This is a genomic window from Corynebacterium ciconiae DSM 44920 (assembly GCF_030440575.1).
GTDB lineage: Bacteria > Actinomycetota > Actinomycetes > Mycobacteriales > Mycobacteriaceae > Corynebacterium > Corynebacterium ciconiae.
The window spans coordinates 513,051-538,593 of sequence record NZ_CP047189.1 but is presented as its reverse complement, the minus strand read 5'-3'; the positions used below and the strand labels follow the sequence as shown (position 1 = coordinate 538,593).

Below are 25,543 nucleotides of genomic sequence, written 5' to 3'. Positions count from 1 at the left end.
CACCACCCAGCTCGCCCCTCGAAGGCTAGAAATCCCAGTCTTCGTCCGTAGTGGACTCTGCAGTGCCGATCACATACGAAGAGCCGGAGCCAGAGAAGAAGTCATGGTTCTCGTCGGCATTCGGCGAGAGCGCGGAAAGGATGGCTGGCGACACGCGCGTCTCATCGGCCGGGAAGAGCCCCTCGTAGCCGAGGTTGTTGAGCGCCTTGTTCGCGTTATAGCGCAGGAAGCGCTTGGCATCCTCGGTCCAGCCGAGATCATCGTAGAGATCCTCGGTGTACTCAATCTCGTTTTCGTAGAGGTCGTAGAGGAAGTCGAAGGTGTACTCCTTGAGCTCCTCCCGCTCGGCCTCGGTGAGGGCCTCGAGGTTGCGCTGATATTTATAGCCAATGTAGTAGCCGTGCACAGCCTCGTCGCGGATGATCAGGCGGATGACGTCCGCGGTGTTGGTGAGCTTGCCGTGGCTCGACCAGTACATCGGCAGGTAGAAGCCCGAGTAGAAGAGGAAAGATTCCAGCAGCGTGGAGGCCACCTTCTTCTTTCGTGGGTCATCGCCCTTGTAGTAGTCCAAGATGAGATGCGCCTTCTTTTGCAGGTTCTCATTCTCCTCGGACCAACGGAAGGCGTCATTGATCTCCGCGGTAGACGACAGCGTCATAAAGATAGAGGAATAGCTCTTCGCGTGCACCGACTCCATGAAGGCGATATTGGTGTACACAGCCTCCTCGTGCGGAGTGATGGCATCGGGAATCAGCGAGACGGCGCCCACGGTGCCCTGAATGGTATCCAGCATGGTCAGGCCGGTGAACACGCGCATGGTTGCTTGCTGCTCAAGCTTGTTGAGCGTACTCCAGCTCTTGATGTCATTCGACAGCGGCACCTTCTCGGGCAACCAGAAGTTACCAGTAAGGCGATCCCACACCTCCTGATCCTTCTCGTCGGGAATGGTGTTCCAGTCGATAGCCTGCACCGGGGTGGCCCGGCCAGGCTCCCCCGAGGTGATATGCACTGGACTCTGGGCGTCTGGGTGAACCGCCATTGCTTGCTTCCCTTCTCATTTCAGATGCCGCACTCGCACGACACACTCACGCACCCGTCGCGCCGCCCTCGGTAGGCGAGCAAGCAACCGACGTTGCGCGTTTCAAGGACGTAATTTTTAGTGGGATAGTCGCGGCAACGCTCACGCGCGCCACAATCGAGCCTCTAGCTTAACCCCCACCCGCACCCGACCGCACGGGGCGCAAGCTTTCTCACACCCTCCCCCGTTCGCACCGGGCGCACACTCCCCCATCTCCACCACTTCGCCGCCCTACTTCACCCCATCCACTTCGCCGCCCCGGCGTGATGCACTCACCGCCACACACCTCAGCGCAGACGCCACCTACCGCGGCGCGTTACCCCCGTCGCATGCGCAGGCAGGCTCACCTTCCTCCCGCAAACCCAAGATATAGACAACTATGAATAGCTTCACAGCTAGGCCTTAACAATAGCTATTTGTTCCCCACAAAGGGCGGGGTAATTCATTGGAATAAATGCTTTATATTTACACTCATCAGTAGTTCTAGCTGGGTTATATTAGGCTTTACTAACACCGAAAGCGCAGGTAAACCATACTTTATTGACGCAGCACAACGGGTGGTGAATTAAACCGAACTAGCTGAAAGCTGCTACTATTTGAAGCATGACTACTTTGCCACAGGACCTCGCACAGAAATTCAACGATCAGGTTACCGCCGAGATTGAAGCCTCCATGATCTACCTCCAGCTCTCCTACGAACTGGAGAACAAGGGCCTCACCGGCATGGCCGCGTGGATGCGCGCACACTCCACTGAGGAGATGGAGCACGCTGAGCGTTTCTCTACCCACCTGCTCAATCGCGACGTTGTTCCGCAGATCAACACCGTCAGCGTTCCTGAGATGAAGGTGGTCCAGCCCATCGATGCCTTCAAGTTGGCCCTCGAGCACGAGAAGAAGGTCTCGGAGATGATCCGCGATCTCGTCCGCGCCGCCGACGAGGTATCCGACTTCGATTCTCGCCCGATGCTTAACTGGTTCCTCGACGAGCAGATCGAAGAGGAGGCCACCGTGGCTGAGATCATCGATCGTCTCGCAGTGGCCGGTGAGGACGGCGCAGGCATCCTGCGCATTGACGCCGAGCTCAACTCCGAGGACTAATCCTCCATAAACTAAATCCGAGCCGCCGCTTTCCCATCACATCTAGGGAAGGCGACGGCTCGAGTGCATATGGCGTTTGCTTATCGACGCCACCTCTCTCACACCACACCCCCGATTCCCAGCAGTAGCGCAGAATCGGGGGTGTGTACCGACATCCAAGCCGGCGAGTCCTCAGAGCACCTCGCCTACTCGGGGCGATCGGCCGAGTTCGGGTGCGTGTGCTCGGAGATCACCCGCAGAGCCGAAGCCTGGGTTTGCTCGAGGCTGCCGTTATTGGATACTTCCTCGCCAAACTCATCCTCGCCGAGGTTTTCGAGGGTGGCCAATTGAGAGTCCAGCAGGCTCGCGGGCATGAAGTGCCCGGCGCGGGCGTTCATGCGCTCGGCGGTGACCGCCTTACCGGCCACGAGGTGCAGGAAGAAGACGCCCTCGGCGCCGGCTGCGAGGATGTCTCGGTAGGAGCGTTTGAGCGCCGAGCATGCCACCACGGTGCTCACTCCATCCTCGTCTTGCTCGGCGATCCACTGGCGGAGATTGTGCAGCCAGGGCCAGCGATCGTCATCATTCAGAGGTATGCCGGCGGCCATTTTGGCCTTGTTGGCTTGGGGATGGAAGCTGTCGGCGTCCACGAAGACGGCTCCCCGTTCGGCGGCGAGGTACTCCCCCACCACGGACTTGCCGGTGCCGGAGACTCCCATGCACACGATGTGGCGCACGGTGGGCTGTTCGGGAGTGTCGCTAGCGTGAGCTGTCATTTAGAGCAGCGCTCCAATCTGGAACAGGATGTAGGAGAAGGTGAAGCCCACGATACCGATGAGCGTTTGGTTGACGGTCCACGTTTTCAGCGTGGTTGCCACATCCATGCCCATCAGGCGACCGACCAGCCAGAAGCCGGAGTCGTTCACATGCGAGGCAAACACGGATCCGGCGGCAGTGGCCATCACGATGGTGCCGAGCTGCCATTCGTTGTAGCCGGCAGCTGCCACAGCTGGGGCCATGAGGGCTGCGGCGGTGGTGAGTGCCACGGTGGCCGAGCCTTGGGCCACACGCAGAACCACGGCCACGAGGAAGCAGGCAAGGATCACGGGGATGCCCATGCCTTCCATCGAGTCGGCCACGGCATCGCCAATACCGGATGTGCGCAGCACCCCACCGAACATGCCACCAGCGCCGGTGATCAACACCACCGAACAGATCGGGCCAAGGGCGCCGTCGAGGGACTTCTCCATGGCAGTGCGGCTGACTCCGCGGCGGGAGCCGAGCACATAGGCGGCGATAAGGGTGGCAATGAGGAGTGCAATGGCGGTGTTGCCGAAGAAGGAACCAATGCTGATAAGCGGAGAATCCTCGGCGATCCAGCCGGCTGCGGCCGCCATGGAGGTTCCGGTGTTGAGGAAGATCAGCAACGGCGGGATGGCCAGCAGGGCCACCACGGTGCCTGCTCGGGCGGGGGTGTCTGGCTGGTCATTGTCGATGGGACCGCCGGTGAGTAGCTCCGGCACGGGCAGGTTGTACTTGGGGCCGAGGACCTTAGCCAACATATAACCGGTGATGTACCACAGGGGGAAGACGATGATCAGGCCCACCAGCAGGGTGACTCCCACATCGGCGTTGTAGAACTCGGCGGCGGCGATGGGGCCTGGGTGCGGCGGCATGAACACATGCATCACAGAGAACGCACCTACGGCGGGCAATCCGTACAGCAGGACCGGGCCGCCAAGTCGACGAGCGACGGCGAAGACGACCGGCAGCATGACCATGAGGCCCGCGTCGAAGAAGATGGGAAAGCCGATCAGCAGCGAGGCTACGCCGAGGGCAAAGGGGGCTTTGTCCTCGCCGAAGCGTCTGATCAGAACATCGGCGAGGGACTGTGCCCCACCGGATGTTTCTACCAACCGGCCCAACATGGCTCCAAGGCCCACGAGGAGCGCAACACTACCGAGGGTGGATCCGAATCCAGAGACCATCACCCCGGGAATCTCGGCCACGGGAATGCCAGTAGCCAGGGCGGTGACGGCGGAGATCAGGATGAGCACCAAAAAGGCGTGCAGTTTCAGCCCGATAATGAGAAAGAGAATGAGTGCGATGGCACCCGCGGCAATGCCGAGCAATGGCCCAGCACCCAGGGTTTGTTCCCACGTGTCCATAGAAATCCTTTTCAGCTATGGCCCTGCCCAGTGTGGTCCGCACGAATGGGGACGCGCGAGCAGGCGGAGTGAGTGCGTGTGATGTATCCACGAACGCACATAAAAGAGGTCTACATCTCTTTTATCATTGGCTATGAATAAACCAACAGGCGCGCCCCTTAACGAGGGGACCACCCTTCTCTAACCCCACATCTCCTCCGCTATATTTCTCGTTTCCGCAGCTCACCGAGCACTTATCTATTTCCTTGGGCAAAGCTATAGTTCCCGCACACTGGCCTATTACCCACCACAACACTGCCGCAGGCCCCCATCTGACGTCACTGTCCTGCGCTTTTGCGTACATAAAGCGGCCCTAGTGTTCTTGGACCACAGAAAGGAGTGAGATATCACAATATTGAGCGCAATCCCAGTGCCAACTCCCACCCGCGCAACTGGCCATACTGGAGGCTATGACACGTACGCGTTGCATTCTTTCTCCTAGCCATGGAGGCGAGGTGCGTATTCCCGCCCTAGTGCACCACAATGACACCGTTTATTGTTTCTTCGACCTGCGTCCTCGCCCCGCACGCGGCGCCGGATCGGATTTCACCGGAGAAGTGATGGCCTCCGATCTACCGAATCCCAATAGGCTGATGTATCTACGCCGCCGCACTGATGGGCACTGGTCCTCTCCTCATGCGCTGCGGGAAGCTCCCGCGATCTCCAGCGATGCGTGTGTGGCCTCAGAGCGCGGGCGGTTGACCTTGGCGTATGCCTCGGTGAGCGCGCCTGTCACCTACATCTCGTCTACCCGCCGGGGACCCCGTCTAGAACCGTGGGTGGCTCATGGCGATGCCCCTGAGCAACTCGTCCATAGGCGTCTCGACGAACTCTACGATCGCTGGGACGCCGACGCCGTGTTTGCTACCTCAGGCTCGACCATCGTGTGGAACAACGCGGTACTGGTGCCCTATGTGGTGCGCCGAGGCGAGCGCACCCATATCCGCATTGTGCACCTTGAGGGCACGGAGATCCGCGCGTGTTCAGAGCCCATCGCTCATCCCGAGCTCAATCTGGATGAGACCACCCTGTCGATTTACCAGAACCGCATCGTGCTCAACGCCCGCGTTCAAGGCTTCGAAGGGCGAGGGGCTGGGCGCCGATGCTGGGCAAGCAGCGAAGACGGCCTGCGATTTAGCCCGGTCGAAGTTCGCCGGATGAGTGATCCCGGCTGCAACGCCACCCAGATCGGCCCGTGGTTGCTGCACCCTAGCCATAGCAGCCAACGCCGATCGGGCGCGCTCAGCCACATGATCGACGGCAGCACCGTGCCATTAACTTCCGATAGTTTTGGCTATAGCGATGCGGTAGTTCTCGGCGAGGAACTGCTCGTGGTGTACGAAACCGCAGGGTGTCTCGCCGAGCTTCGTACTCGGTGTCCACAGTGGACATAAGGGGAAGGTGGCGTCGATAAGCGCCTAGTCCCGATTACATGAGGCCGCCTGGGTTGGGGCTGCAGCGGGCGTTGGTGGAGCATCGAGCACAACCTCCGCGGTGTGGGAGGGGGTGCGTGAGAGCGCGATCGCAGTTGTCGAGATCACCATCATCACCGTGGCATAGATGGCCACCGGCACCAGCCCCTGATCCAGCTGGGCCAAACGGGTGGCCACCAGCGGCGCCACGCCAGCGCCCACAATCGCGCCCAGCTGAAATGCCATGCCGGAGCCGGTGTAGCGTTGCTCGGGAGGGAACTTTTCCGAGATGAACGCCCCGATTGCACCGTACTGGGAAGGCTGAACAATACCGACGAGCGCAATCAACGCCGGCCACACCAGCACGGGATTGCCGGTATCGAGCAGCATCAGTGTGATCCACACGCCTGCGATGGTGAACCCACCGCCGGCGAGCATGACGCGGCGCCGCCCGAAGAGATCGCTGAGATGGGCTGCGAAGGGCATCGCGAAAATCGCGATCATTGAGCCGAGGGTGACCATCATCAGCCCGTCTTCGCGGGAGATCGGGTGTGGATTCTCGGCCGTGGATGCCACTAGGTATGGCACTAGGTAGGCGGCTTGGAGGCCTTGGATGAATAGTCCGCCCGCGGCCGCTAACGTGCCTAGGACCAGCTCTTTGTGCGAGGAGGTGAGGATCTTCACCAGCGGAGCGCCGGTGTGCACATCGCCGCGAGAGCGGGCGGCCTCGAAATCGGGAGATTCCTTCACTTGTGCGCGCATATATAGGCCGATCACCACGATCGCCGCAGAAAAGAGGAAGGGCACCCGCCAGCCCCAGTCGGTCACGAAGTACTGGGAAGGATCGGCGAAGTGATCGCCCGAAGCCGAGGAGAAGATCGCCAGCACGAAGGTAGACAGCACCGCCCCGGCGGGCCCGCCGGCAATGGCGATGGAGGCCGCGAAGCCACGTTTGCCTTCCTCCGAGTGCTCCATGGCCATGAGGGTGGCACCCGCCCACTCACCGCCGACGGCCACGCCTTGGATCATGCGCAGCACCACCAGCAGGATCGGCGCGATGATGCCCACATCGTTGGCGCTGGGCATCAAGCCGATGGCCACCGACACCAAACCCATGGTGAGCAGGGTGATCACCAGCACGTTCTTGCGGCCATACTTATCGCCGAAGTGCCCAAATGCCATGGAGCCGATGGGCCGAGAAATGTAGCCGGTGAGCAGAATGACAAAGGACAAGGTGGTGCCCACGGCGGGCGAGAGGGAAGAAAAGAACAGCTGCGGAAACACCAGCCCGGCAGCGGCGGCGTAGAGCAGAAAGTCGTAGTATTCCACGGTGCTGCCGAGGAAGGAAGAGATGAGCGCGCGGCGCTTATCGGCTGGGCTGCGGACCACAGCCGCATCGGGGGTAGACATGTTTGTTCTCCAAGGTATGGCTCACGCACCACTGCGGCACGGGCGAAGGGCCCCTGTGCGAGTGGCAGGCGAATACGGTGGGATGACAGGAATCGAGGAGACACCCCGCCACGCCAAGCATTGATGTCTCTCGCCAGGGCGTGGCGCTAGGTGTGTCTTAACGGGCAGTCCAGCGCACGGTGTGGGAGTTGTGTTCTGCCCGGCGCGGTAGGAGCCGGCCGTAGTGATAATCGAAGTGGTGGTAGCGGTAGAACTCACGGCTGGGCGTGCCGCGCTGCATCTCAGCGGGCTGCCGGCCGGAATCGCCGCGATAGGCCGCGGTGACCATGCGGCCGAACCAGTGGAGATCATAGATTCTCTGATCGCTCCACAGCTCCAGAAGCAGCAGGTGGTTGCTCAATTCGGCGTTTTCGTACCAGCAGTATGTCTCACAGCCGGGCTCGCGACGGGTGTCGGCGATTTCGGCGGCGGTAAGGGCGCGCATCTCTGGGTTGTCCTGCACGGCGTTGTGGATGGCGATGCGCACCGGCGCGTCTCCGGGCCAGGCGATCACCGAGTCCGCTCCGCGTGTCGACGCCTCCTCGCTGACCCAGCACCCGTTGTCTACAGCGAATGGCTCTGCCACATAGATCTCGGCGCCCACGGCCTGCAGCAGCTGGTGATAGGTGGGACAGTTCTGAGTATCCCGCACGACCGCGCTATAGCTGTGCTCGTCCACCGCAAGGATGCTGACAGCGAAAGCTGTCTCGCCGGGCACGAGACTGCGATAAAGTTCCGCGCCGGCCACGCGCTGGCGAAGTTGTGTGATCTCTGCCTGGAGTGCTTCCGCATCGATGCCGTGGGCGGCGGGATCGGCGATCTCGTGAAGTACGCGCAACATGAGAGTCAGCCCTCCTGTGGCAGCTGGGTGGAGTAATCGATCACCCAATCGGGCGAGGCATAGGCGGGATCTGGGGTGTGACGCCGTACGACCACCTCGATGAGGTAGCCGCCAAGATCGGCGAAGGTGTCGAGATATCCGAACTCGGCGGCGTGGCCGCGCAGGGGCGAGCCCATGCACAGCTCATAACCGGCCTCGGCGGCGGTGGTGATGATGCGGTCCCATTCGGCCGAGTCGGTTGTCATCGTGGTGAACACGTGGTGGATGCCTGGGCCGCGGATGTCGAAGAATTCCCGGTTGTAGTGGCTGGGTCCGTGGTTGCATTCGATGATCTCGAAAGCAAAGTTGGCGCAGGCCCCTTGGGCGGTGAAGTAGCCGTGGTCCACCAGCTCCCCGCGATATTGGGAACGATCTAGGCGACCAGTGCCTGTTTCCCAGGTTTTCATGTCGAAGCGGTCGATGCCGAAGATGGCGCGGTAGTGCTCGAGGCTGGCCATCACATCGTGCACTAGCACCCCGAAGTGGTAGATACCCTCGGTGGGAAGCAGGGCGGAGTCGACTGTGCCGCCGCCCATGGGATTGTTCTCAGCCACCATCTCCACGAGGAAACCGCCGAGTTGGCTGCGGGTGTCAAAGAAGCGCCGCTGGGTGCCGTCTACGGTGGCGGTGTAGGCCGCCTCAATACCGAGGTCGGCAAAGTGGCGATCGATGGCGGCATCATCGTTGAGCTCGGGCAAGCAGATTTGAATGAAGCAGATGCCCTCGCGCTTGGTACGCAGGTGCTCATTGAAGGGCGATTCGCCGCTGAGTGGCTGGATGAGTTCGAAGGTGAGCGTGTCAGTCGAGCCCACCGCACTGGCCCATCGGCCAGGCGTTTCGGTGTTGTGGCGACCATAGCTGATGCCATCGTCAGGGGCGTGGGTTCCACGCTGCCAGGTGCTAATGCCATAGATCTTTTCGTAGGAAGCCACTGCAGCGTCGAGATCGTAGACAACAACGCCGATGCGGTTGAGAATGGTGCTGGACATGGGCGTACACCGGGTCCTTTCTTGCGGGGTCGGGCTAGTAGAACAGGCTGAGGTTTTTCACCAAGATGGTGGCCATATCGAAGCGGATCTCGCGTTCGAGAATGAGGAAGTCGAAGGGCGCGGAATCATCACGGCGGATGATGTCGCGGCGTTCGCCGGCGATGTGGTCTTGGGAGCGTTCACCGCGGCTGCGGTAGATGAAGAAATTCGAGCGCACATCGAAGTCACCGTCGTCGCGGGCATCGACGCGAATATTGGTGATGAGGTGGCGTGAGCGCGAAGCGGGCTCCTCCGCCCACGCGGTTTGGGTCTGCAGGCGAAATACGCGTTGGCGCAGAAATTCCCAGCTTTCCTCGAAATACACCGAGGTGCCCTTGGGATAAAACTCGTGCTTGCGTTCGCGGTAGACGCGGTTTTCACGCACTGGCGCCCAATAGCAGATCTCGGGGTGCAGGCAGGTGAGCCAGTCGTCCCACTCCATGTTGTCGATGAGCTCGGCTTCATCGAAGAGGAAGCGCTGCAGGCGGCGCTCGGTGTCTGCGTCCACGAGCGGACGGCGGCTGGCGGCGGACTGAGTAGCGGTGGTCATGGGTGCTCCTTCACTGGGTTAAGCACGGCAGGCTGAGGCGCAACAGGGTCACTGGCCGCTCTAGCTGTGGGCCTCGGCGTGGGCTGCTTTGGCGTTTTCGGCATCGATGTCGATCTCGGCGGAAATATTGGTGCTGTCGGCGTCGTCAGGCATGACCGCGCTGAAATCCGCGTTCACAATCTCTGGGGTGCCGGCGCGCATGGTGGCAAGTTCCTCCCAGCTGTGGCCGTTCATCATGTCGCGGTAGAAGCCGTACATGTTCAGCGCCGCATTATCGGAATAGACGTGGGCGGTGGAACCGCCGGGGTAGCCGTCCTCGTCCTCGCTCACTGCCACCCCGCGCATGTTGTAGGTGAAGCCGGTCTCTCGCGCCTTGGAGCCGCGTAGGATGCGCTGCATCTCCTCCCAGTTTTCGGCATCGTCCTGCTCGAACATCCCGCCTGGGGAGAAGGTGCGCATCACGTCCATGCGGATCGCTTCTTTTACCTCCTCGGGCGCATCCTTGGGCACGAAGGCCCAGGACCAGATCTCCATCTCGTGCGGGCCGCGCGGATGGGTGACGCGGAAGGTGTAGTTACCCAACAGCATGAAGTTGGGGAAGACATTCATGTGCCCGCGCACCTCGCGGAACTCGCCGAGCCGGTCCTCAATGGAGGAGCGCACGCTGTTTTCCCACTCGATCAGACTGGGGGCAGTGTTCGGGATCTCTTTACCGCGGCGACCAAACCAGGCGCCGCCGTGACCATAGGGGCTAAAGAACTGCCGCCCGGTGGGGATCTTCTCGCGCCCCTTCTTTCGGTCGAAGGTGTCCGAGCCGCTGGCCAGTGCCTCCACGGCGGATACATGCGAGATCTCGGAGTGCTGCATGTCGCTGGTGGGTTGTTCCACGTTGAACTTCCAGTTGGCGGGCAGCACCCACTTGTGCACCGCGATGGCTTCCATACCTCCCGCATAGCGGTCGATATAGCCGTCGAGGTAGTACTTGGCGTTGCCTAGATAGTCCTCGAGGGGCGGGATAGTTTCATCCCACGAGCCGAAAATGAAGCCTTTATAGTTTTCGATGCGCGGCACCGAAACGGCACTGAGCTTGGTTTTGTCGATGCCTTGGGGATAGGCCGTTTTCTCGTGCGGGATATTGACCAAAGTTCCATCCAGGCCATAGGCCCAGCCATGGAAGGAGCACATGAAGCTTTTGGCTTGGCCGCGATCAGCGCGGCAGATGCGCATGCCGCGGTGTCGACACTGGTTGAGGAAGGCGCGCACGCTGCCGTCTTTTTGCTTGACGACGACCACCGGGTCCTCCCCGATATAGGTCTGGATGTAGCTGCCCTTCTTAGGCAGCATGGTCTCGTGGGCGAGAAACACCCATGTGCGCTTCCACACCTGGTCCAGTTCTTGGGCGTAAATTTCCTCGTCGGCGAAGATCTTTCCGGAGACGTATCCTCCGACGGGATCGATCAATGTCGTCATATCAACCATTGCTGGCTGCCTCCTCGCTACTCATCGACTCTCCTACCACCGGCCGGGGCCTACTCCCCTTGCTTTTTCGAAGCGATGGAATCGAGCGACTGTTGTTCTTGGGCTGAGACCCAACCCGACACACATGGATTGTGTGCCGCAGGTCACTGTGTAGCTAACAACTTAACGAGGCGACGCCTCACACCACGTCCCTTTTCCGATAGGCGGAACGACACTGGGTGTGAGCTGTGCACATACGACGACAACCGGCCCCTACACGCGGTAGGTGCCGGTTGTTGCCTGCACGTAAACGAAAAACATCACCTGGAGGCTATCAGCCCCCACGGGAAAGATCTTTAGTGATCGTCCCAGTGATCGCCATGCTTGGCGTGGCGGTGGCCATCGTGGATGTAGTCCACGTGATCGCCGTGCTGCACAGCCTCGTGGCCGCAGCCCTCGCCGTGCTCGTGGTCGTGGCCCTCGTGAACGGTGTGAGCATCCTGCTCGCACTCCACCCACTGGCCCTCTACCTTGCGGTGGATGTGGCCGTCGTGGGCGTAATCGGTGTGGTCACCGTGGGTAAAGGCGGTGTGGCCGCAGCCCTCGCCGTGCTCGTGGTCGTGGTTTTCATGGACGTGAGACATCCTCAACACACCTTTCTTCAATCAGATCCTCCGGGGTCCCTCCCCAGTCGAGAGCATTGATGCTCCCCGTGGGGAACGCGCTCCCCGGCGGGGAACTCTCTCACCAGCAATTTTTTCACTAAGGCACCGTTATTGCAAACGTGCAGGCTGGAGAGGGTGCGCTGAGGCTAAATCGGGAGAATCTCCTCGAGAGCGGCAATAACTTCATCGTCATCGGGTTCGGTCTTGGGAGCGAAGCGAGCGGTCACCTCTCCGCTGTCATTAACGAGGAATTTCTCAAAGTTCCAGGAAATATCCTCACCCCCAGTTGCCTCCTTGAGATGGGCAAAGAGCGGATGTGTGTTTTCACCATTGACCTCCGCTTTGGCCAGCATCGGAAACTCCACCCCGAAGGTGGATTGCACGAAGTCGGCGATCTCGGCGTTACTGCCGGGCTCTTGCTCCCCAAACTGGTTGCAGGGCATGCCAATCACATAGAAACCGCGCATCATGTACCCCTCAAAGAGTTCCTGCAGCTGCTCGTACTGCTCGGTGAGCCCGCATTCGGAGGCGGTGTTGACGATCAGTAGGGCGTGGCCGGCCCACGTGCCCATGGTGGTGTCTTTGCCGTCGATTGTGGTCACGGGAATGTCATAGAAGGTGCTCATGCCCCACAGCCTACGCACCCCGACGGTGCAGGATGCTGCGATAGGTGTGAAGATCAGCGCCATAGCCGGTGGCGGCATCAATGGCGTGAAAGAAATCCCGCTGCGCCCCCGTGGTGGCCAGCGAGCGCGCAGAGATGGACAAGCGGATCGTGTTGCCGCGCGCAGCACCGCGACGGGCAGCCTGCGTAATACTGCTGCGCCACCAGGAAGCGGTGCCATAGCCCTCACCCACGGACAGGTTGCGAGTGCGGATGAACCCGCCGGTGCCAAAGTTGTAGATCCTCTTGGTCGAGGCCCCGCCCCGAAAGCCCAACTCCGGCAGCACCGCAAGCGTGCCGGCGGACATGCGCCACCGTGGCGGGGCGAAAAGATCGAGCTCAAACCCGGCATCGCCCATAAGCCGCAAGGCCCCGCGCAGCCGCAGCCGAGCTTCGTGGGCAGGAAGGGTGGCAAACTCAGTGCGCCGGCCCTGCACGGAGGCATCGAAACCGTTGAGCACCAAGCAGTGGCCCTGTGTGACGCAGTGCTGCAGCCACTGCTGGGTGCTGCGATCACGCTTGAGCCTCCAGCCCTCAACCCGCGGCGCTACCAAGATGGAGACAGGCAGATCACGATGCTGGCACTGCTCGATAAACCCGGCCGCATCGTCGAGAGTGCGCGCACATACTGAGGACAGTGACACCAACAGCGTGGGATGCATAGCGCGATTATCGCACCGAGCCGCCGCAGTTGCAGCGCGAGCGATACCCGCTCGCCGGCTATAGCCTCCCGCGGACACCCCGGCCACGGTGCCAGAGCAGGGCTATTGCCAGGGCGCTGAGCACACAGCAGGCAGCCATCGCCGCCAACACCATTGACACGCTCGCGTGCGTGCTCACCAGCGGCGCCGCGGCCGTCATGACATAGCCGAAAACGTAATACAGCGAAATCGCCGTGGCCTGTTTCTCCGCCGTGGCGCTCTCCGCGGCGATCGCCAGCGAACTACGAAACGACAGCCCCTGCCCCACACCCACCACCGCCGTGGCGGCCCATACCACGACGGCGAGTTCGCGCGACACCGCCCACGCACTAGCGCCGAGCCCGAAAGCCAGCACCACCAGCGAAGGGACGAGGATCCGACGCACATCGAGTTGAAAGGCCAGCACCTGAGCGAGGGCAGATATTCCGAGCATCCAGCTCGCCAGCCCAGCGACGAGCAATTGCGAAGGCTCCGAACCGAGCGCCGAGAGCGGCACCACGCTTTGCCACATACCGTTAACACCGTAGGCCCACCCGATCACCGAGGCGCTGCCAATAAACGTGGAGAAGGCCAGTGGGTGTGAAAACAGCCGCCCCTGCTCCACCGTGGCTTCCTGAGCGCCGGCACTGGCAGCAGTCTCCGGCAAAAGACACACCGCTACCAGCACAATCAGCAGCACCACCACGTGCACGGCGAAGGCAGGCGCAGCGGATGAGGCAGCGCACTAGCAACCACCGCCGAGGCCACCGGGCCTGCGGCTAGGGCCGCAGAGGTAACCACGGCACTGGAGGTGGTCCCGGCGCGGCGGCCGAAGCGATCATTGAGCGCCGCCGTAAATGCGCCCGTGCACAACCCCACTGATAGACCGCTGAGAAACCGCGCCACATACAAAGCCGGCGGCGTCCACGCACAAAGAAAGATCGCGTTCGATGCCACCCCGAGCACGGTGGAGATCAGGATGGAAGCCTTGCGGCCATAGCGATCGGCCACTCCCCCAAGCCCGACGAGGCTCAATAGAACCCCTGCGACATATATGGAGAAGATCACCGTGGTCTGAGCACGGCTTAGGCCCCACTGCTGCTCGTAGAGGGTGTACAGCCCACTGGGAAGAGTGCTCCCCAGCACCACGTGAAACATCCCGCATAGCAGGACGAACCCGCCACATGAGCCACTCCCACGGTGTGTAACCTGTGCCATAGCGAGATAGCAACATGGCCACAGTCACACACCGCACCGTAGGAATGCTAGCGCAGCCGCTCCTGATGAATCGCTGCGTCGAGACTGCGACCACGATTCCACCCAAAGCGCACCAGATCCGGCACCTGCTCCAGATGACTCACCGGCCCCACGCACAGCCACGCCACGGGCCGCTGCGGGGCCACACAGCCCACAAACTCGGCCAAAAAGTCCTCTTCATAAAAGCTCACCCAGCCCATACCTACACCAAGCGCGGTGGCGGCAAGCCACATGTTTTCAATGGCGAGGGTGACACTCATCAGCCCCGTCTCATCAATGGTGTGCCGACCCAAAATATTGGGCCCGCCACGCTCAGGATCGTATGTCACCACAATGCCCGTGCCGGATTCTCGAATCCCCTCGATCTTGATGGGATTAAACACCTCTTTGCGCTCCTCAGGCAGTGACTCCGCAAAGGCACGGCGGCGGCCCGCAACGTGCTCAGCGAATGCCTCCAAGCGCGCCGGGTCCTGGACCACCACGAAGTCCCACGGCTGGGAATTACCCACCGAGGGGGCGTGATGTCCCGCCTCGAGGATGCGCCGTAACGAAGCGGCGTCGATACGCTCGCCGGTGTATTCGGCCCGCACATCGCGGCGGCGCGAGATGGCGTCGAAAAGCTCCATGCTAAGCGGCCCCCGCCTGATCCAGTACCCAGGCGTATTCGAAGGCGGTTTGCCTCCACTTGTCGTAGCGCCCCGACACCCCGCCGTGGCCAGCTACCATCTCGGTCTTGAGCAAAAATTGCCCGCCGGTGGCGGTGGCGCGCAGCTTCGCAATCCACTTGGCCGGCTCCACGTAGAGCACGCGGGTGTCATTAAGCGAGGTGATCGCCATGATGTTGGGATAATCCTGGGCGCTGATGTTCTCGTAGGGGGCGTAGGCAGCGATGTAGTCGTACACCTTCGCGTCGTGCAGAGGATCGCCCCACTCCTCCCACTCGGTCACCGTCAGCGGCAGCTCCGGCATGAGGATGGAGGTCAGCGGATCCACGAAGGGCACGATCGCCTGGATCGCGGCGAACTTCTCCGGCGCGAGATTCGCCACCGCGCCCATGAGCAGCCCACCCGCGGAACCGCCCTGGGCCACTAGCTGCTGCGGGGTGGTCATGCCAGAGTCGAGCAGATAGTCGGCGCAGGCGATGAAGTCGGTGAAGGTGTTCATCTTCTTCATCATCTTGCCCTCGTCATACCACGCACGCCCCATCTCGCCGCCGCCGCGAATGTGGGCAATAGCGATCACCATTCCGCGATCCATCAACGAGAGCGCAGACACTGAAAAGCCCGGCTCATTAGACATCTCGTAGGAGCCATATCCATACAGCATGGTCGGATGCGGCTGCGACATGTCCACATCGGCGCGACGGATCAACGAGATCGGGATCCGAGCCCCATCGCGGGCTGTGGCCCACTCGCGGGTGGCGGTGTACTCATCACGGTTATAGCCGCCCAGCACCTCCTGCTCCTTGCGCACAATGCGCTCGCCGGTGGCCACCACATAGTCCAACACCTGGGTGGGCGTGGTGTAGGAGCTATAGCCCATGCGCAGCACCGGAGCATCCCACAAGGCGTTAGAGCCACAACCAGCGGAATAGAGCTCTTCATCGAACTCGATCGGCTCGAAGCTACCGAACTCCGCCCCGTCGAGCGTCATGATCCCCACGCGCGCTAGCCCCTCGCTGCGGTAGTTGAGGATCAACTGGCCCGCGAAGCAGTCCACCCCTTCCAGGCGCACATCGTGGCGGTGCGGTTCAATCTCGCGGAGATCCGCCAGCGACTCCAGCTCGCCCACCGGGGCCCAACCGAGGGCGAAATTCGGGCCGGTGGCGTTGTGCAAAACCAGCCACCGGTCCTCACCGCCTACCACGGCATGATCCACCCCGTACTCCACGCCAGGAGTGCGCGGAATAAGGCACTCGAAGCTGCCGGTGGGATCGGACATCGGGCACACCCATTGCTCGGAGGTGAGCTTGGAGGAGTCATCGATCACCAGATAGGAATTCGACCGGGTTTTGCCGATGCTTACCCAAAACTTTTCATCCGGCTCGTGGAAAATGCGCACATCCTCTGCCGCATCCGTTCCGATCTCGTGCCGCCACACCGAATCTGGGCGCCACGCCTCGTCCACGCGGGTGTAGAAGATATACCGCTCATCTTCGGAAAACAGCGCCCCATAGAAGGTATCGGCAATGCGATCCGGCAGCAGCTCGCCCGTGTGGAGGTCTTTAATCACTAGGTCAAAGCGCTCATCACCGCTGGTGTCGGTGGAATAGGCCACGTAGCGCCCCGAGCGAGTGGTGACGAGAGCGCCGAGGGAGAAAAACTCGTGCCCTTCGGCGAGGGCATCCATGTCCAATACCACTTCCTCGCGCGGATGCGGGTTTTCTGGATGGATCTCCGGCGGGGTCCACGAATCGCCTTCCACAGGAATACGGCAGGAACGCCCGTAGGACTTACCTTCCTCCGTGCGGCCAAAATACCAGTAGTGTTCCGTGCGCGAGGGCACGGACATGTCGGTTTGTTTAATGCGAGAGGACAGCTCGGAAAATAGAGCCTCGCGGAGTGGCGCGAGATGCGCGGTTTCCTGCTCTGTGTAGGCATTTTCCGCGTTGAGATACTCGATCGTCTCGGGGGCGTCTTTTGCGCGCATCCACTCGTAGTTGTCCACAAAGCTGCGGCCGTGGTGCGTGCGGGTGATGGGTCGGATATCCGCTACTGGGGGCTCAAGTGTCATAAGGCCTTATTCTACAAAGCCACCCTCAACGGCGGTTCCGCCCTGCACTGCGGTTGCTTATCGACGCCACCTCGCTGCCCCGCAGCCCCTTGATCGTCCATAGCGCACACGAGGTGAAGACCCGCTCAGCGCTCAAGGTTGTCGTTTCGCAGCGAAAGCTGATCGAGCCTGCGATCTATCCTGTTGATCTTTCGCACCAGCCACACCACCCCAGCGATGATCGGAAGGAGTGTGAGAACAACAACGGCGAGCTCGATTATACCCATGGATACATCCACCTACTTTCTTCCTCCGGGCCGTGCCGGCGACGGCCCGGCAACCACGCCCCACTGTAGCGCAGGATAATGCCCGAACTGGCCCTTTAGACTGCGCTCAAGGGCTGCACCATGCGCATCCCGCCGCGCTCGAACACCTCGGCACGTACCCCGTAGACGGAATCGATGAGCTCAGGGGTGAGCACCTTCTCGGGCGCCCCATCGGCATGGAGCTCGCCCTTTTTCATCACGATCAACCGATCTGAATAGCGGGCGGCGAGATTAATATCGTGAATCGCCACGAGGCCGATGGCATTGTGCTCGCGCACCCACTCTTGCACCAGATCCAGCAGGAAGAGCTGCCGGTGCAAGTCGAGAGCACTGGTGGGCTCATCCAGCACCAGCACATCCGGCTCGGTCACCAGCGCCTGTGCCACAGCCACCAGCTGGCGCTGGCCACCAGAGAGCTCACCGAGATAGCAGTGCGCTAGATCGGCGATACCGAGCCGCTCCATGGTAGCGGCTGCGGCCATCTCTGGTGAGGTGCTACTCGCCTGTGCTCGGCGCGCCGCGATAAGCACGGTTTCATAGGCGTGCAGAGCCGCCGAGCTGGGCAAATCCTGGGGCACATAGCCCACGTGACGGCGCAGGCTGGCCCCATGGAAGCGGGCATCACCGGTATCAAGCACCACGGTTCCGCGGTGCTTATTCACCCCTGCAATGGCCTTGAGCAGCGTGGACTTGCCTGCCGCATTGGGCCCCAACAGGGAGGTGAACTCCCCGGCGCGCAGCGGTTCGCAGTCAAAATTGGGCACGATGACGCTGCGGCCATAGCGCACCTCCACGGAGTCGAGAGTGAGCGTGGTTACCACAAATTCCTCCTCTTGGTCACGATGAGGGTGATGAAAAAGGGCACGCCTACCAGCGCGGTAATGATGCCGATGGGCACCGCCACCCCCGGAATAATGAGCATGCTCACCGCGTGCGATACCGAAAGCATCACAGCGCCCGCCGCGGCGGAGGCGGGAATGAAGTAGCGCTGGTCCTCGCCCACGAGCATGCGGGCGATGTGCGGGCCCACCAGGCCGACGAAGCCGATAATGCCGGAGAAGGCCACGGCCGTGGCGGCCATGATCGAGCACAGCAGGAGCACACCCACGCGCAAACGTTGGACGTTCACGCCCATGGCCTGGGCGCGGGCGTCGCCAAGCTTCAACGCGGTGAGTCGCCACGATAGGAGCGCAAAGATGGGGATGCTGATAGCCACCACAATTGCGAGCACCAGATTGCCGGCCCAGGTAGCGCGGGTCATTGACCCCATGGACCAGAACACAATCTGCTGCAGCGCTTCGGTGGAGGCGCGATATTGGATCAAGGCCAGCAGTGCTTGGAAGAGGAACACCAAACCAATGCCGAGCAGGATCATGGTCTCGGCGCTGGCCCCGCGCCAGATAGAGGCGCCGACGATCACGGCGGTGGCGATCATCGCCGAAACCCACGCCACCATTGCGAGGTTGAACTGGGGTTGATCAATAATCACCCAGCCGAGCACGATGGTGGCCGCACCACCGAAGGCCGCCGCAGCGGAGATCCCGAGAGTGAAGGGCTCGGCCAGAGGATTAGCCAGAATGGTTTGCATCTGCGCCCCGGCGACCGACAGCACGATGCCCACCAGCAGGGCCATCACCGACATCGGTAGGCGCAGCGTGTAGAGCACGGTGTGGTCTTGGGTGCTGAGCGAACCGGGATTAAGTAGTCCCTGCACCACCCCGCGCAGCCCCAGTTCGGTGGGGCCCACCACGGTGGCGGCAATGAATCCAGCGATGGCCACCGCCACCAATAGGGCAATGATGAGCCACCGTTTGATGGCCGTGGCCCGGTGCTGTCGCACCAGCTGGGTCGCCACGGCCGTGCCTCCCGCCGTCTTGGCGGTGGGCGCAGGCGTGGCGGGCGATTGGGGATCAGGAGTGGATGTGGGAGTCGTGCTGGGAGAATGCACGCGTGAGGTCATAGATACTGTTCCTGAGTACGCGGGCGGCGCAGCCGAAAGCCGACTGCGCCGCGATAGTGAGTAGATGCCTACTTGTTGTGCTGGACGAAGAACACGCCCGAGGCCTCGAAGGGCAGGTAGTCCTCGTGGGCCTGCTTCCAGTGCGCCTCTACGTCCTCATCCTTAAACAGCTCCGGGTGGAGCCACTGGGCGAACTGCTCCAGGGCGAGGAAGTTCATCGGAGAATCGTAGAACTGGTGCCACACCCCGTAGAGGTGGCCCTCCTTCGGCGCTTCCAGCTGCTCGAAGCCATTGGTCTGCAGCAAGCCGGCCAAGGTCTTCTGGGCCTTATCTTCGGTAGCGAAGTAGCCGAGCTCCACGTGGGGAATGGCCTGCTTAGTGGCATCGTCCTTGGAGCCGGAGACCTCCGGATCCCAGGAGCCGCCGGTGGCGATGATGGCCTCCGGGGCCTCGGCGATGACCTTTTCAGCGGTGATGTCGCCGGACTCGGTGTCCAGGATCTCATCGCCGAGGTTCTTTCCGCCGGCGATGGTGATGAACTCACCCAGGTTCGACTTGGAGACCGTGGCGCAGCAGTCCTTCAGACCAGCGGCACGCCACAGCAGCGTGGAGGGGCGCTCATCCTCGGAGAGATCCTTGGTCTTCTCTTCGATGCGGTCGATGGTCTCCTGCCAGTCCTTGTTGAACTTCTCGGCCTCGTCTTCTCGGTCGAAGAGCTCACCCAAGGCGGCCACGGACTTGGTGGTGTTCTCCAGAGGGTGCTGGCGGAAATCGGTGACGATGTATTTGATGCCAGCCTGATCCAGCTTGTCCAGCATGCCGGTGGTGGAAACGGCATCATAGTGATCGGCGGTCATCACCACAGCATCCGGCTCGAAGGAGAGCAGGTTTTCCACGGTGACATCACCCTTGGCCATATTGCCGATCTCCGGCAGCTCGCCCACCTCAGGCACAGCCTCCTCAAGGCGCTTCTTGAAGGACGGGGCGCCCTTGGTGAGGTCGCTACCGATGGCCACCACGTGATCGATCGGATCCTCGTTATTCAGAATGGACGTAGCGAAGAGGGCACGCCCCTCGCCCAGGATCACGCGCTCAGGCTGCTCGTCAAAGGTGACAGTCCGGCCCTTGACATCGGTGACGGTGACCGCCGCATCTCCGGATGCCGCGGTATCCTTGTCCGCGTCCGAATCAGCGCCGTTGCCGCCGGCACAGGCGCTCAACGCGAGGCTCGCTGTGGCGATGACACCCAGTGCCACCCTACGCATACGTCTCATAAAGTCCTCCTAGAGGTACTGCTTGGAACGCAGCGCCGCCTCCCCCTTTCGACACAGGGACTGCCACCTTGCATTCAAGGCACAAGCGCCGACCCGGTAGGCCCGCACACGATGACCACGCCGAGCAGAGCGAAAGTGACGCACCACTACGTTCCGGTTAATAGAACCTGTGAATGCTAACATAGGATTGGCTAATCTAGTCAAGGGCTGCGAGTGACTGATTCCTCACATAGGCATCTGACCTGCTCTCATACGAAAACACCGAGAGCATGAAACTCTGGGTGCTATCGAACACTATACTAAGGTTGCGCTTCTCTCCCCTGTCCCGCGATGGACGCCGCGCGGACTAGGGAGCACCCAGCCACTCTGCGGGCGCGCCTCGACACGGTGCTGCTTTTTAGACGCAGGTGCCGATCCAGTCGGAAAACTTCTTGCCAGAGACGCGCTCATAGGCGTCGATATAACGCTCCCGCGTTGCCTCCACCACGGAGCCCGGCAGCGCGGGCGGCGGGGTGTGATCGGACTTCTTCCAGCCCGACTTTGGCCCCGTGAGCCAGTTACGCACATACTGCTTATCGAAGCTGGGCTGCACCTTGCCCTCTTGATAGCCATCCTGCGGCCAGTAGCGGGAGGAGTCAGGGGTGAGAACCTCATCGGCGAGAACCAGATTGCCCTCGGAGTCCACCCCGAATTCCAGCTTGGTGTCCGCCAAAATCAGCCCGCGATCCTCCGCGAGGGCAGCCGCGGTGCGATAGACGGACAGGGTGGCGTCGCGAAGCTCATCGGCGCGTTTTTGACCGAGCTTCTCCACTACCCGCTCGAAGGAGACGTTCTCATCGTGATCGCCCATCTCCGCCTTGGTGGCGGGGGTGAAGATCGGCTCCGGCAGCTTGGAGGCCTCGCGCAGCCCCTCGGGGAGCTCGATGCCACATACGGTGCCGTGCTCCTGATACTCGGCGAAACCCGAGCCGGTGAGATAGCCACGGGCGATGCACTCGAAAGGCAGCATCTTCAGCTTCTTGCACAAAACGGCGCGACCGAGCACCTCTTCCGGAATCCGCTCATCATCGATGGGGCCGGCGAGGTGATTGGGCACATCCAGAATGTCGAAGAAGTGCATACTCATGGCGGTGAGCACGCGCCCCTTGTCTGGGATGTCGGTGTCCAAGATGTAGTCGAAAGCCGAGATTCGGTCGGAGACCACCATGAGCAAGGTCTCGTCATCGACCTCGTAGATCTCACGGACCTTGCCTGCAGAGACGTGGTCATACGATGAAAGTTCTGGACGCATGATTAAGCAGTGTAGACCTCTCACCGCACAGGTGCACACCGTATGCTCGCCTCTTCGCCGCATCGATGGCTACAGGCGAGCCGCCGCATTCACCTAGACGATTTCGCCTGGGCTGTAGTTCGCCGCCTCAGGATATTGGTTCGCCAGCTCCTGCACGTGATTGAGTACCCGCTCCACCTGGGACTCGGCCTCGCCAATGAAGGCGTGCCGATCCGCCAAGGCCGCAGTGAGTTCCTCCATGCCCAACGGCAGCCGCTCATCCGCGGCTAGTCGCTCGATGAGGTCCTGGTCAGCGCCATTTTCACGCATGTTCAACGCCACGGCCACGGCGTTTTCCTTAATCACCTCGTGAGCCTGCTCGCGGCCCACCCCGGCGCGCACCGCCGCCATGAGTATACGGGTGGTGGCCAGGAAGGGCAGGTAGCGGTCCAGCTCGCGCTCGATCATGGCGGGGAACACCCCGAACTCGTCGAGCACGGTGAGGAAGGTTTCAAACATGCCGTCGATGGCGAAGAAAGCATCGGGCAGTGCCACGCGCCGCACCACGGAGCAGAACACATCGCCTTCATTCCACTGCTGGCCGGCGAGATCAGCCACCATGGTGAGGTAGCCGCGCAGCACCACCTGGAGGCCACAGACACGCTCGCAGGAACGGGCATTCATCTTGTGCGGCATCGCCGAGGATCCCACCTGGCCTTCTTTGAAGCCCTCGGTGACTACCTCGTTGCCCGCCATGAGGCGGATCGTGGTGGCCAGCGAGGAGGGGCCGGCGCCCAGCTGCACCAACGAGGAGAGCACCTCAAAGTCGAGGGAACGGGGATACACCTGCCCCACCGAGTCGAAGGTGCGACTAAAGCCAAGGTGATCGGCGATGCTGCGCTCCAAGGCTGCGAGTTTCATGGGATCCCCGCCCATGAGATCGAGCATGTCCTGGGCAGTGCCCATCGGGCCCTTAATACCGCGGAGGGGGTAATCCTCCAGCTGGTGCTCGATGCGCTGCACCGCCACCAGCATCTCATCGGCGGCGGAGGCGAAACGCTTGCCCAAGGTGGTGGCCTGGGCGGCAACATTGTGGGAGCGTCCTGCCATCACCAGCGCCTTATTCTCGGCGGCGATGCGGGCGATACGGCTCAAGACAGCCACGGCCTTATTGCGGATGAGCTCGAGCGAAGAATGCAGCTGCAGCTGCTCCACGTTCTCGGTGAGATCACGGCTGGTCATACCCTTGTGGATGTGCTCGTATCCGGCAAGAGCGTTGAATTCCTCGATGCGGGCCTTCACATCGTGGCGGGTGATGCGCTCGCGAGCGGCGATGGACTCCAGATCGATCTGTTCCACGACCCCCTCGTAGGCGGCGATGGCCTCGGCGGGAATGTCCACCCCCAGCTCGGCTTGGGCACGCATCACGGCGATCCACAGCCGGCGTTCCGTGATGATCTTGTATTCGGGGCTCCAGATCTGCGTCAGCGCAGGCGAGGCGTAACGGGAGGCGAGGACATTAGAAATACGTGGTGTCGACATAGTGGCTATTATCGCACGCCGCTCGGTTGTTGCGAGCGCATTCTTATTATGTGCACTCGCTGAGCGACGCCCACCTTCACACCCTCCCCAGCCCCGGTCGTGAAGAAGCCGGAAACTAGCGGCGTCGCTCGCAGAAACGCTCGAGAGTTTTCACAGGGCCGGCGGCGATGAGAATGTCGTCGGGGCTGATGATGTCCTCCGGCACGGCAGGCCGGAAGGTGCGACCCGAGCGCTTGATGGCCACGATGTCTGGATCGGCGTCGGCCACCTTATGCCCGTGCAACCAGCGCGGGGCAGCGAGCTTGACCATGGCGTAGTCCAGATCAAACTCGATGTAGTCCTCGGCGTGGCCGGAGATCACATGGGCCAGGCGCTTACCGGTGGAAAACTCGGGGCGGATGAGGTTATTCACGCCCATCGAGCGGAGGATCTTGGCATGGGCCTGGGAATCCGCCTTGGCCCATACCCCGGTGACGCCGAGTTCCTTGAGGTTGTTGACGGCCAAGAGCGAGGCCGACATGTCTTCTCCGATGGCCACGATTACATGCTCTGCGTCCAACACCCCCAATTGCTTGAGGGCCTCGATGTCCGTGGCATCGGCAATCACGCTGTGAGTGAGCTTTTCGGCCGCGTTGACCGCCCGCTCCAAGGAGTCCACGCCCACCACGTCCACTCCGGAGGCAACCAGCTCCTCGCCGAGCGCGAGGCCGAAGCGCCCCAAACCGAGAATGACAACTCTTTGCTTAGCCAATGAAGGGCCTTTCTTTGGGATAGGACAGATGGCTGCGTTTCTGGGATGCGAGCGCCGCAACCACGGTGATCGGGCCGATCCTGCCGGAGAACATCAACACAATAAGGATCAGCTGGGCTGCCGGCGGCAGCGCATCCGTGATACCCAACGACAGTCCTGTCGTGGAAAACGCGCTGATGACTTCGAATGTCACCTTCTCCATGCCCAGCTCGGGCGCCAGCATGGTCACCCCAAGGGTAGCGCCAACGAGCAGCGTCAGCGACATCATGATCACGGCGAGTGCCTGGCGCACGGTGGCATTGGGGATGCGCTTACGGCGAATATCCACCTCGTCGCGGCCGCGCACCTCGGCCAACACCACCACGATGAGCACGGCCACCGTGGTGATGCGCACGCCTCCGGCGGTGCCGCCAGAGCCACCGCCAATAGCCATTAACACCTCGGTGAGCACAATGTAGCCCGGGTGGATGGTTTCCATATCGATGGCATTGAAGCCGGCGGTACGGGTGGTGGCGGAGTGGAAGAAGGACAGCAGCCACGAGGTATCTTCAAACAACCGTGCTCCGAGCATGCCCACGATGAGCAGGATGATCGTGCCCCACACCGTAAACCAGCCCGATAGCGTCTTCATCGCCTGCGTTGGCGAAGCCACAATATAAAAGCCCACACCGCCGACGATGATCGCTGCCGCCACGGGCAGCAGGATTAACGCGTCGGTGGCATAGGGCATGAGCGAATCGGTGTGCAGCGCAAAGCCCGCATTATTAAAGGCCGACACCGCGTGGAATCCGCCCTGCCACAGTGCCTGACCAGGGGTGAAATCATAGCCCTTGGCAAAACGTGCGGCCAGCAGGATCGCGGTGATGATCTCCATGGTGAAGGAAATGCCGACGATGGTGAGCACCGCCTTTTTCACATCACCTAGGTGCGAGACGCGCCCTTCGGCGGTGGTGGTGATACTGGACTTTAAGCCCACTTTGCCTAGGGCCAGCCAGCTCACCAGCACGGTCAAGGTCATAATGCCCAAGCCGCCCAGCTGGATGAGGACCATAATGATGGCCTGGCCGGTGTGGGAGAAGTAGCTGGCGGTATCCACCACAATCAAACCGGTCAGACACACCGCCGAGGTGGCGGTAAATAGAGAGGTAATGAAGTTATAGCTCTCCCCCGGCGCATGCGCCACGGGCAAGCTGAGCAGCGCGGTACCGATGGCGATGAGGATGAGGAACCCTCCCGCCACGAGGAACGCAGGTCGTTTCATGGAGCGTTAGTATAGGCCTGTCTCAGGTTCATAGGTAGTTGA

At 61.5% G+C, this 25,543-nt stretch carries 24 protein-coding genes; 2 read left to right on the top strand and 22 right to left on the bottom strand.

The genetic code is table 11. From position 1 onward, the window contains the following. Positions 1 to 25: 25 nt before the first annotated feature. Positions 26 to 1,039: a class 1b ribonucleoside-diphosphate reductase subunit beta gene (nrdF, locus tag CCICO_RS02335; protein WP_018018857.1), complete on the bottom strand. Its 1,014-nt coding sequence runs from the start codon at positions 1,037 to 1,039 to the stop codon at positions 26 to 28. Positions 1,040 to 1,681: 642 nt separating this feature from the next. Here nrdF and CCICO_RS02330 point away from each other — a divergent pair. Then, positions 1,682 to 2,176: a ferritin gene (locus tag CCICO_RS02330; RefSeq protein ID WP_018018856.1), complete on the top strand. Its 495-nt coding sequence runs from the start codon at positions 1,682 to 1,684 to the stop codon at positions 2,174 to 2,176. A 185-nt stretch (positions 2,177 to 2,361) separates the two neighbouring features. On the opposite strand, the gene CCICO_RS02325 is transcribed toward CCICO_RS02330, so the two are convergent. Next, entirely contained in the window at positions 2,362 to 2,931 is a 570-nt protein-coding gene (locus tag CCICO_RS02325) for a gluconokinase (RefSeq protein WP_018018855.1), read from the bottom strand. Beyond that, the gene (locus CCICO_RS02320; protein ID WP_018018854.1) at positions 2,932 to 4,323 is read right to left on the bottom strand and encodes a GntP family permease; all 1,392 of its coding nucleotides are present in this window, start codon (positions 4,321 to 4,323) and stop codon (positions 2,932 to 2,934) included. Positions 4,324 to 4,772: 449 nt separating this feature from the next. On the opposite strand from CCICO_RS02320, the gene CCICO_RS02315 reads away from it, so the two are divergent. Then, the gene (locus tag CCICO_RS02315; protein WP_156809796.1) at positions 4,773 to 5,756 is read left to right on the top strand and encodes an exo-alpha-sialidase; all 984 of its coding nucleotides are present in this window, start codon (positions 4,773 to 4,775) and stop codon (positions 5,754 to 5,756) included. A 24-nt stretch (positions 5,757 to 5,780) separates the two neighbouring features. Here CCICO_RS02315 and CCICO_RS02310 read toward each other — a convergent pair whose 3' ends face one another. The 19 genes from CCICO_RS02310 to CCICO_RS02220 form a co-directional block, all read right to left on the bottom strand. Beyond that, entirely contained in the window at positions 5,781 to 7,184 is a 1,404-nt protein-coding gene (locus CCICO_RS02310; protein WP_018018852.1) for an MFS transporter, read from the bottom strand. 157 nt (positions 7,185 to 7,341) lie between these two features. Further along, the gene (locus CCICO_RS02305) at positions 7,342 to 8,064 is read right to left on the bottom strand and encodes a hypothetical protein (protein WP_018018851.1); all 723 of its coding nucleotides are present in this window, start codon (positions 8,062 to 8,064) and stop codon (positions 7,342 to 7,344) included. A gap of 5 nt (positions 8,065 to 8,069) precedes the next feature. Continuing rightward, positions 8,070 to 9,092 (bottom strand): VOC family protein, encoded by a 1,023-nt coding sequence (locus CCICO_RS02300; RefSeq protein ID WP_018018850.1) that lies wholly within the window; start codon positions 9,090 to 9,092, stop codon positions 8,070 to 8,072. 34 nt (positions 9,093 to 9,126) lie between these two features. After that, entirely contained in the window at positions 9,127 to 9,681 is a 555-nt protein-coding gene (locus CCICO_RS02295; RefSeq protein ID WP_018018849.1) for an aromatic-ring-hydroxylating dioxygenase subunit beta, read from the bottom strand. Positions 9,682 to 9,741: 60 nt separating this feature from the next. After that, the gene (locus tag CCICO_RS02290) at positions 9,742 to 11,160 is read right to left on the bottom strand and encodes an aromatic ring-hydroxylating oxygenase subunit alpha (protein ID WP_018018848.1); all 1,419 of its coding nucleotides are present in this window, start codon (positions 11,158 to 11,160) and stop codon (positions 9,742 to 9,744) included. A gap of 335 nt (positions 11,161 to 11,495) precedes the next feature. Then, positions 11,496 to 11,783, bottom strand: a complete 288-nt coding sequence (locus CCICO_RS02285; protein WP_018018847.1) for a hypothetical protein — start codon at positions 11,781 to 11,783, stop codon at positions 11,496 to 11,498. 167 nt (positions 11,784 to 11,950) lie between these two features. Further along, positions 11,951 to 12,430: a glutathione peroxidase gene (locus tag CCICO_RS02280; protein ID WP_018018846.1), complete on the bottom strand. Its 480-nt coding sequence runs from the start codon at positions 12,428 to 12,430 to the stop codon at positions 11,951 to 11,953. 10 nt (positions 12,431 to 12,440) lie between these two features. Next, positions 12,441 to 13,130, bottom strand: a complete 690-nt coding sequence (locus tag CCICO_RS02275; protein WP_018018845.1) for a DUF2334 domain-containing protein — start codon at positions 13,128 to 13,130, stop codon at positions 12,441 to 12,443. Positions 13,131 to 13,188: 58 nt separating this feature from the next. Continuing rightward, positions 13,189 to 13,860 carry an MFS transporter gene (locus tag CCICO_RS02270; protein ID WP_083878238.1) on the bottom strand — a complete coding sequence of 224 codons (672 nt, stop codon included), beginning with the start codon at positions 13,858 to 13,860 and terminating at the stop codon, positions 13,189 to 13,191. Next, the gene (locus CCICO_RS02265) at positions 13,839 to 14,306 is read right to left on the bottom strand and encodes an MFS transporter (protein ID WP_018018843.1); all 468 of its coding nucleotides are present in this window, start codon (positions 14,304 to 14,306) and stop codon (positions 13,839 to 13,841) included. Before CCICO_RS02265 ends, CCICO_RS02270 begins: the two co-directional genes overlap by 22 nt. A gap of 107 nt (positions 14,307 to 14,413) precedes the next feature. Continuing rightward, on the bottom strand, positions 14,414 to 15,031 hold the full coding sequence (gene bluB / locus CCICO_RS02260; RefSeq protein ID WP_018018842.1) for a 5,6-dimethylbenzimidazole synthase: 618 nt from the start codon (positions 15,029 to 15,031) through the stop codon (positions 14,414 to 14,416). A 1-nt stretch (position 15,032) separates the two neighbouring features. Further along, a complete protein-coding gene (locus tag CCICO_RS02255; protein WP_018018841.1) occupies positions 15,033 to 17,138 on the bottom strand; it encodes a S9 family peptidase in 2,106 nt (701 codons plus the stop codon). Between the two features lie 361 nt (positions 17,139 to 17,499). Further along, positions 17,500 to 18,264 (bottom strand): ABC transporter ATP-binding protein, encoded by a 765-nt coding sequence (locus tag CCICO_RS02250; RefSeq protein ID WP_018018839.1) that lies wholly within the window; start codon positions 18,262 to 18,264, stop codon positions 17,500 to 17,502. Continuing rightward, entirely contained in the window at positions 18,258 to 19,403 is a 1,146-nt protein-coding gene (locus CCICO_RS02245; RefSeq protein WP_040357193.1) for a FecCD family ABC transporter permease, read from the bottom strand. The genes CCICO_RS02250 and CCICO_RS02245 overlap by 7 nt, the downstream gene beginning before the upstream one ends. A 68-nt stretch (positions 19,404 to 19,471) precedes the next feature. Then, on the bottom strand, positions 19,472 to 20,677 hold the full coding sequence (locus tag CCICO_RS02240; RefSeq protein ID WP_026161293.1) for an ABC transporter substrate-binding protein: 1,206 nt from the start codon (positions 20,675 to 20,677) through the stop codon (positions 19,472 to 19,474). A gap of 397 nt (positions 20,678 to 21,074) precedes the next feature. Next, positions 21,075 to 21,968: a phosphoribosylaminoimidazolesuccinocarboxamide synthase gene (locus CCICO_RS02235; protein ID WP_018018836.1), complete on the bottom strand. Its 894-nt coding sequence runs from the start codon at positions 21,966 to 21,968 to the stop codon at positions 21,075 to 21,077. A gap of 93 nt (positions 21,969 to 22,061) precedes the next feature. After that, positions 22,062 to 23,489 (bottom strand): adenylosuccinate lyase, encoded by a 1,428-nt coding sequence (gene purB / locus CCICO_RS02230; RefSeq protein ID WP_018018835.1) that lies wholly within the window; start codon positions 23,487 to 23,489, stop codon positions 22,062 to 22,064. A gap of 115 nt (positions 23,490 to 23,604) precedes the next feature. Next, positions 23,605 to 24,240 (bottom strand): potassium channel family protein, encoded by a 636-nt coding sequence (locus CCICO_RS02225; protein ID WP_018018834.1) that lies wholly within the window; start codon positions 24,238 to 24,240, stop codon positions 23,605 to 23,607. Continuing rightward, entirely contained in the window at positions 24,233 to 25,501 is a 1,269-nt protein-coding gene (locus tag CCICO_RS02220; RefSeq protein WP_040357190.1) for a TrkH family potassium uptake protein, read from the bottom strand. Before CCICO_RS02220 ends, CCICO_RS02225 begins: the two co-directional genes overlap by 8 nt. Between the last annotated feature and the right edge of the window lie 42 nt (positions 25,502 to 25,543).

Coding starts and splice junctions, on each gene's coding strand:
- nrdF (WP_018018857.1), bottom strand. CDS start 1,039: ATGGCGGTTCACCCAGACGCCCAGAGTCCAGTGCATATCACCTCGGGG.
- CCICO_RS02330 (WP_018018856.1), top strand. CDS start 1,682: ATGACTACTTTGCCACAGGACCTCGCACAGAAATTCAACGATCAGGTT.
- CCICO_RS02325 (WP_018018855.1), bottom strand. CDS start 2,931: ATGACAGCTCACGCTAGCGACACTCCCGAACAGCCCACCGTGCGCCAC.
- CCICO_RS02320 (WP_018018854.1), bottom strand. CDS start 4,323: ATGGACACGTGGGAACAAACCCTGGGTGCTGGGCCATTGCTCGGCATT.
- CCICO_RS02315 (WP_156809796.1), top strand. CDS start 4,773: ATGACACGTACGCGTTGCATTCTTTCTCCTAGCCATGGAGGCGAGGTG.
- CCICO_RS02310 (WP_018018852.1), bottom strand. CDS start 7,184: ATGTCTACCCCCGATGCGGCTGTGGTCCGCAGCCCAGCCGATAAGCGC.
- CCICO_RS02305 (WP_018018851.1), bottom strand. CDS start 8,064: ATGTTGCGCGTACTTCACGAGATCGCCGATCCCGCCGCCCACGGCATC.
- CCICO_RS02300 (WP_018018850.1), bottom strand. CDS start 9,092: ATGTCCAGCACCATTCTCAACCGCATCGGCGTTGTTGTCTACGATCTC.
- CCICO_RS02295 (WP_018018849.1), bottom strand. CDS start 9,681: ATGACCACCGCTACTCAGTCCGCCGCCAGCCGCCGTCCGCTCGTGGAC.
- CCICO_RS02290 (WP_018018848.1), bottom strand. CDS start 11,160: ATGGTTGATATGACGACATTGATCGATCCCGTCGGAGGATACGTCTCC.
- CCICO_RS02285 (WP_018018847.1), bottom strand. CDS start 11,783: ATGTCTCACGTCCATGAAAACCACGACCACGAGCACGGCGAGGGCTGC.
- CCICO_RS02280 (WP_018018846.1), bottom strand. CDS start 12,430: ATGAGCACCTTCTATGACATTCCCGTGACCACAATCGACGGCAAAGAC.
- CCICO_RS02275 (WP_018018845.1), bottom strand. CDS start 13,130: ATGCATCCCACGCTGTTGGTGTCACTGTCCTCAGTATGTGCGCGCACT.
- CCICO_RS02265 (WP_018018843.1), bottom strand. CDS start 14,306: ATGTTTCACGTGGTGCTGGGGAGCACTCTTCCCAGTGGGCTGTACACC.
- bluB (WP_018018842.1), bottom strand. CDS start 15,031: ATGGAGCTTTTCGACGCCATCTCGCGCCGCCGCGATGTGCGGGCCGAA.
- CCICO_RS02255 (WP_018018841.1), bottom strand. CDS start 17,138: ATGACACTTGAGCCCCCAGTAGCGGATATCCGACCCATCACCCGCACG.
- CCICO_RS02245 (WP_040357193.1), bottom strand. CDS start 19,403: ATGACCTCACGCGTGCATTCTCCCAGCACGACTCCCACATCCACTCCT.
- CCICO_RS02240 (WP_026161293.1), bottom strand. CDS start 20,677: ATGAGACGTATGCGTAGGGTGGCACTGGGTGTCATCGCCACAGCGAGC.
- CCICO_RS02235 (WP_018018836.1), bottom strand. CDS start 21,968: ATGCGTCCAGAACTTTCATCGTATGACCACGTCTCTGCAGGCAAGGTC.
- purB (WP_018018835.1), bottom strand. CDS start 23,489: ATGTCGACACCACGTATTTCTAATGTCCTCGCCTCCCGTTACGCCTCG.
- CCICO_RS02220 (WP_040357190.1), bottom strand. CDS start 25,501: ATGAAACGACCTGCGTTCCTCGTGGCGGGAGGGTTCCTCATCCTCATC.